This is a genomic window from Archangium violaceum Cb vi76 (assembly GCF_000733295.1).
In the GTDB taxonomy this organism is placed as follows: domain Bacteria; phylum Myxococcota; class Myxococcia; order Myxococcales; family Myxococcaceae; genus Archangium; species Archangium violaceum.
On sequence record NZ_JPMI01000083.1, the window covers coordinates 1 to 5,286 of the forward strand.

The 5,286-nt window shown below is 67.2% G+C and carries 5 protein-coding genes; 2 read left to right on the top strand and 3 right to left on the bottom strand.

The features are described from left to right. On the bottom strand, window positions 1-995 hold a 995-nt coding region (gene moaA / locus Q664_RS13890), incomplete at its 3' end, for a GTP 3',8-cyclase MoaA (RefSeq protein WP_043394567.1). A gap of 375 nt (window positions 996-1,370) precedes the next feature. After that, the gene (locus Q664_RS13895; RefSeq protein ID WP_052518071.1) at window positions 1,371-2,000 is read right to left on the bottom strand and encodes an Nmad2 family putative nucleotide modification protein; all 630 of its coding nucleotides are present in this window, start codon (window positions 1,998-2,000) and stop codon (window positions 1,371-1,373) included. A gap of 117 nt (window positions 2,001-2,117) precedes the next feature. On the opposite strand from Q664_RS13895, the gene Q664_RS13900 reads away from it, so the two are divergent. Together Q664_RS13900 and Q664_RS54775 are read left to right on the top strand one after the other, a co-directional pair. Further along, on the top strand, window positions 2,118-2,957 hold the full coding sequence (locus tag Q664_RS13900) for a Tox-REase-5 domain-containing protein (protein WP_043394563.1): 840 nt from the start codon (window positions 2,118-2,120) through the stop codon (window positions 2,955-2,957). 13 nt (window positions 2,958-2,970) lie between these two features. Further along, window positions 2,971-3,714: an Imm52 family immunity protein gene (locus Q664_RS54775; RefSeq protein WP_075207426.1), complete on the top strand. Its 744-nt coding sequence runs from the start codon at window positions 2,971-2,973 to the stop codon at window positions 3,712-3,714. Window positions 3,715-3,764: 50 nt separating this feature from the next. Here the strand turns inward: Q664_RS54775 and Q664_RS13910 are convergent, their stop codons facing one another. Next, window positions 3,765-5,090: an HD domain-containing phosphohydrolase gene (locus Q664_RS13910; protein WP_043394565.1), complete on the bottom strand. Its 1,326-nt coding sequence runs from the start codon at window positions 5,088-5,090 to the stop codon at window positions 3,765-3,767. Between the last annotated feature and the right edge of the window lie 196 nt (window positions 5,091-5,286).

Sequence of the window (5,286 nt, forward strand, 5' to 3'; positions counted from 1 at the left end):
CCGCCAATGCCCATCATCGACAGCAGGGAGGAGCCGGCACCGGGCTCGGTGAAGCGGTGGCCGTCCGGCTTCTCGCCCAGGGCGCGGCGGATGGCCAGGGCGAGATCCGCGTCCGTGGCGCCCCCGCGGATGAGCGTGTGCAGCGGCGCCTGGGCCCGCCCGCCGAGGCAGCTGCGCAGGTCTCCGTTGGAGGCCACGCGCACGCGGTTGCAGCCGCCGCAGAAGTTCTGGGTGAGGGGAGAGATGAAGCCCACCCGCCCACCGGGAGCGCGCCAGTACTGCGCCGGCCCCGCGGCGGCGCCTTGCGGCTCCTCGTCGGGAACCAGGGGCAGTCCGCTGGCCTGGAGCCGCTCCACCAGCTGTGCCGTGGGCACCGGGGTTCCCTGGCCAAAGGGCATCAGCTCGATGAAGCGCGGGGTGATGCCCCGGGCGTGGGCGTAGGCGATGATGTCCCCCACCTCGGCGTCGTTCATCCCGCTCATCACGACGGCGTTGAGCTTCAGCGAGGCGTAGCCCGCGCCCACGGCCGCGTCGATGCCCCGCAGGATGGAGCCGAAGTCCCCCTGCTTGGAGATGCGCCGGAAGGTGTCCTCGGACAGGGTATCCAGGCTGATGTTGAGCTGGGTGACACCCGCCTCGCGCAGCGGCATGGCCAGCCGCTCCAGGTGGCTGGCGTTGGTGGTGATGGCCAGCCACTCCACCCCGGGGACGGCGGCGATGCGCCGCGCCACCTCGAGGATGTCCGGGCGGATGAGGGGCTCGCCCCCGGTGAGCCGCACCCGGCGGATGCCCATGCGCGCGAAGACGGAGACGATGCGCTCGAACTCCTCGGGCGTCAGCAGGTCCTTCTTCCCACCCCAGCTGGCCGGCGAGCAGTACGTGCAGCGGAAGTTGCACCGGTCCGTCACGGACAGGCGCAGATAGGTCATGGTCCTCCCCTGGGCGTCCAGCAAGGGAGGGACCAGGGGATCCCTTTGGGGAGGTGCGTCAATCATGAGGGGACTCGACTCTTAACCCACGAGTGCCCGTCTGGCATCCCCGAAGACGGCTTTTTGCTGGGAGAGTGGACATCCAGCTGTATCGACGGCTGCCTGCTTTGGTTGCGTTAGAAGCCGCCATGACGTCCTGCCTTTCCAGCTCAGCTCCTACCGCGTCCGGCGGCACGGCCCCATCCAGCGAGCATCATCACCAGGGCCCAGAGGGCCAGCGTACCGGGAGCGCCCACGGACTGGTAGCCTCACAGCCGCGGTGCACCGGGGTGAAGCGCCCGCCGGACTGGAGCTTGGGCGGGCCTGGGGCTGTCTCCACGCACTCGCCACACTCGCAGCGGTACGTCAACCTGATCGAGAACCGGTGTAGCGGCGCCGCTCCTACTCCTTTTCCTCCGCGTCCAGACGGCACCGCTTCTCCATGTCACGGCATTGCGGCTCGCCGAGGAGACTGTTCGGCGCGATGTTCAACCCCTCGATCCACGTGACGAAGCGGTCGACGACTTCTGGGTCGTGAATCCGCAAGTGCCCCTGTCCAGTCTTGATGATCTTGTGGAGATCCTCCGGCAGCTCGATCGACTTGTCTCCGAAGTAAAAGAAGTGCGTCGAGAGGAGTGCATACTTGCCGCTCAAGTCGCGCTCGCGGTTGCGCTCATCGTGGACGCTCTTGCGTATGACGTACGGGTGAACGGTGAAGTCGTAGATGGAATCACCGAGCCGGCGGCGATAGTCAACGTTGCCCCAGTCCGGGATCTTCTCGGGGAGTTTCTGCCGAGTCCGCGCATTGTACGCCTGCATCGTGAGCTTCTCGGTCACACGCATCGCGTAGACGACCGTGGTGGTGATGTCGCCGATCGGCGATCGGCGTGAACCAGTCCCCACGATCCAGTCGCCAACCCGCGCGACTCGACGAATGGCAGGCTTACAAATGACGAGCGTGCACACGCCCCAGAATGGGTTCGGCGCCGCGCCATCGTCGATCGGGATGCGGTAGCTGAAGAGGTAGGCCACCCTGCTGCTCTCCGTGCTGGATGACGGATGGTACGCGCAATGGGGGCGCTTGCGAAAATGAGGGGATGCCTCAGTGATGACTTGACCGTCCCTGTCCTGTCCCTTGGAGTCCAGGGCATGTCCACTCCTTCCATCGGCGCTCACAGCCGCCGGCTCGGCGCGGTCGTTCTGACCATGGTCGTGGCCGTGCTCCTCGAAGGGTGCACCATGGGCTCTCCGCGCGCGCGCCTGACGAGCGGCTTTGGCCTCCACTCGCGGTCCACCGCATTCCACGACAGCGCCCGCGCCCTGCAGCCGGTAACTTCGCCCACGCACCTGCTCATGATGCTCGGTGGCGCACGGGCCACGGTGGGGCGCATGGGCGGACTGAGAGCTGACCTGTCAGGGCTGTCGCTCACTGCCAGGGGCGAGCTGATGCTGGGCGAAGCCATGGTGGCGGGCACGGTGGGCCTGGACCTGAGCGCCCTCTCCATCCTCCACATGGCGAGGAAGGGCCGGGGCAGCAACACCGGCGGCGCGAGCGGCAAGGCGGGGAAGGCGTCCCAGACGGCACCGGCGCGGAGTCCCGGCAAGTGGACGTACAAGAAGCCCACCACCGGATCCAAGCGCTCGCTGGACTACCAGGAGCAGGTGACGGGGCGGCCCGCGTGGTGGGTGTACATGATTGGGAAACTGGAGTTCGACGGCATCAAGCTGGGGGAACTGCTGGAGGCCAAGGGCCCCGGCTACTGCTCCTTTTTCAACGCGGATGGCACTCCCAAGTACTGGTACAAGAACTCCGGCAAGTTCGACGAGATGATGGAGCAAGCCAGGAAACAATCGGAGGCGGCCCAAGGGTTGGGGATGCCGGTAACCTGGCACGTTGCAGATGCCAAGGTAGCGGAGTTCCTTCGCGAAACTTTCAAGGACAACAACTGGACGAACATCACCGTCCACCATACGCGACCGGCGCAGTAGGGGAGGCGCACGCATGCAGGACAAGTACTACGTGGGAGCGTACTGGGGACCGCGCAAGGAGACGGCGCTGGAGTGTGCCAGGCGTGCGGAACTCTTGCTTCATGGACTTGCGCGGTGTGAGCCGTCCTTTGGCCAATGGTACCGAGGAGGCCGTGGTGCCCCGCGAGGACTGCCCGGCCACCCTGTCTCTCCAGCAGTGGAGGAATTGGAGAAGCTCTTGCTGATCAGCAGGAGCCGCACGGACGTGGGCAAGGAGATCATCGAGCGCCTGGGCTTCAGCCGGATCCTGTGGAATGCGAAGGAGGAGGCCACCGACCTTCATCTGACTTGTGGCGGATACTCTCCTTGGGGAGGGCCCAACTCGTGTCTGCTCAAACCACCCAGGACGGGTCCGGTCCGGGAGCGATTGCTGCGCGTGCCCGTGCTGGCCGAGGTGCTCACGTGCATGGCCACGGCGTGGGACCCCGACTTCGCCATGGCCAGCTCCTCGGAAATGGTGGAGCTCGTGGAGAAGCGCGGGTCCGAGGTTCGGGTGGGCTGGCTGACGTACCTGTCGCTCCGCCTGGGGACGCTGCCGCCGCTGCCGGCTCCCGTGCGCATCGAGCCGGTGGGAAAGCTGGGCTGGCTGCTGGTGCTTTCCCCCGAGCCCATGACGGCCAGCAACCCCGAGCACGTGACCTTCACCGCCCGCATCCGCGAACTGCTCGACCGGGCGGGCCTCATCGAGCGTGCTCAACCCGGGCCCACCAGCCAGTGATCCAGGTGTAGAGGTCTACACCTGAAGTCCATTGGGAGCCGGAGGCCCGCTCAGTCGCGTGAATTACCCTGGCGGCCCCCGGCGAGCACCGAGAGCACCACGGCCTGCTCCGGACGGCTGGCCGTGGATGCGGCGGTCCCCACCGCTGGCGCGGGAGGGGGAGGGGCCGCGGGGCTGGTGGCGCGAGGCGCCGGACCCGGGCTGCCCGGGCCGGGGATGCTCTGGTCGATGTCGTCCAGGTCATCCGTGAGCCGGGCCAGGGTGGCCTCGGCCTCCTGGGCCTGTGCCTCCGCCTGCACCAGCGTCAGCTTCCGCAGGTGCATGTCCTCCTTGATCTTGATGAGCGCCTGCTCACCGATGTCCAGGAAGGCCCGCACCACTTCGCGATCGAACTGCGTGCCCGCGCAGCGGGTGATCTCCGCGATGGCGTTGGCGAAGGTGGTGCCCTTGCGGTACGGCCGATCGCTCGTCATCGCGTCCAGGGTGTCCGCCACGGCGAAGATGCGCGCGCCGATGTGGATCTCCTGGCCCCGCAGGTTGCGCGGGTAGCCCTGCCCATCCCAGCGCTCCTGGTGCGACAGCACGATCTGCGCCGGCGTGGCCAGGAAGGGGATGTTCTGGATCATCTGGAAGCCGATGTCCGGATGCTTGCGCATCTCCTGCCACTCCTCGGGCGTGAGCTTGCCCGGCTTGAGCAGCACGGCGTCCGGAACGCCAATCTTGCCGATGTCGTGCAGCAGGGCGCCGCGGCCGATCTCCTCCAGCTCCTGGCCTTTAATCCCCATGCGCTCGGCGACGGCGCTGGTGTAGCGCACCACGCGCTGCGAGTGGTCCGACGTCTCGTGCTCGCGCGCGTCCAGCGCCGCCACCAGCGCCAGCAGCGTGGACTGGTAGGTGTGGGCGATGTCCCGCAGCGCGTTGCGCAGCTCCGTGGTGCGGTCGCGCACCTTGCGCTCGAGCTTCTTCTGGTAGCGCTTGCGCGCCAGCTCGATGCGGCGCTTGGCGAGCGCCCGCTCGATGGCACGGATGAGATCCGTGAGCTTGGGTGGCTTGAGGAGGTAGTCGACAGCGCCCCGGCGCAGGCAGTCCACGGCGGACTCGGTGTCGCCGTAGCCGGTGAGCATGATGACGGAGGTGTCCGGATAGCGCTCGCGCAGCTGCTCGAGCAGCCACAGGCCATCCTTGCCCGGCATCTTCATGTCGCTGATGACCAGCGGCGTCTCTTCCTGACTGGCGAGGTCCAGGGCCATTTCGGCGCCACTGGCCACCACGCAGTTGTATCCCTCCTCCCTGAGGAGGACGGAGATGACATCGCGCACGGAATCGTCGTCGTCGACGATCAGGATCCGGGGAGGTACGGGAGGAATGGCTTCCACGGGTGGGGATTCTAGGAGGATCGGGCCACGGAAGGCCAACCCGACGCGGTTTTTCGACTTTCCTGGCTGCCTGGCTGGGATCTCCAGGGGGTGGAATGTCTCCCCCGGCGGCTCAGCGGCGGGGGAAGCGATCGAAACGGAACGGTGTGAGGTCCAGGGAGGGGGTCTCCCCGAGGACGGCCTGGGCCATGAGCCG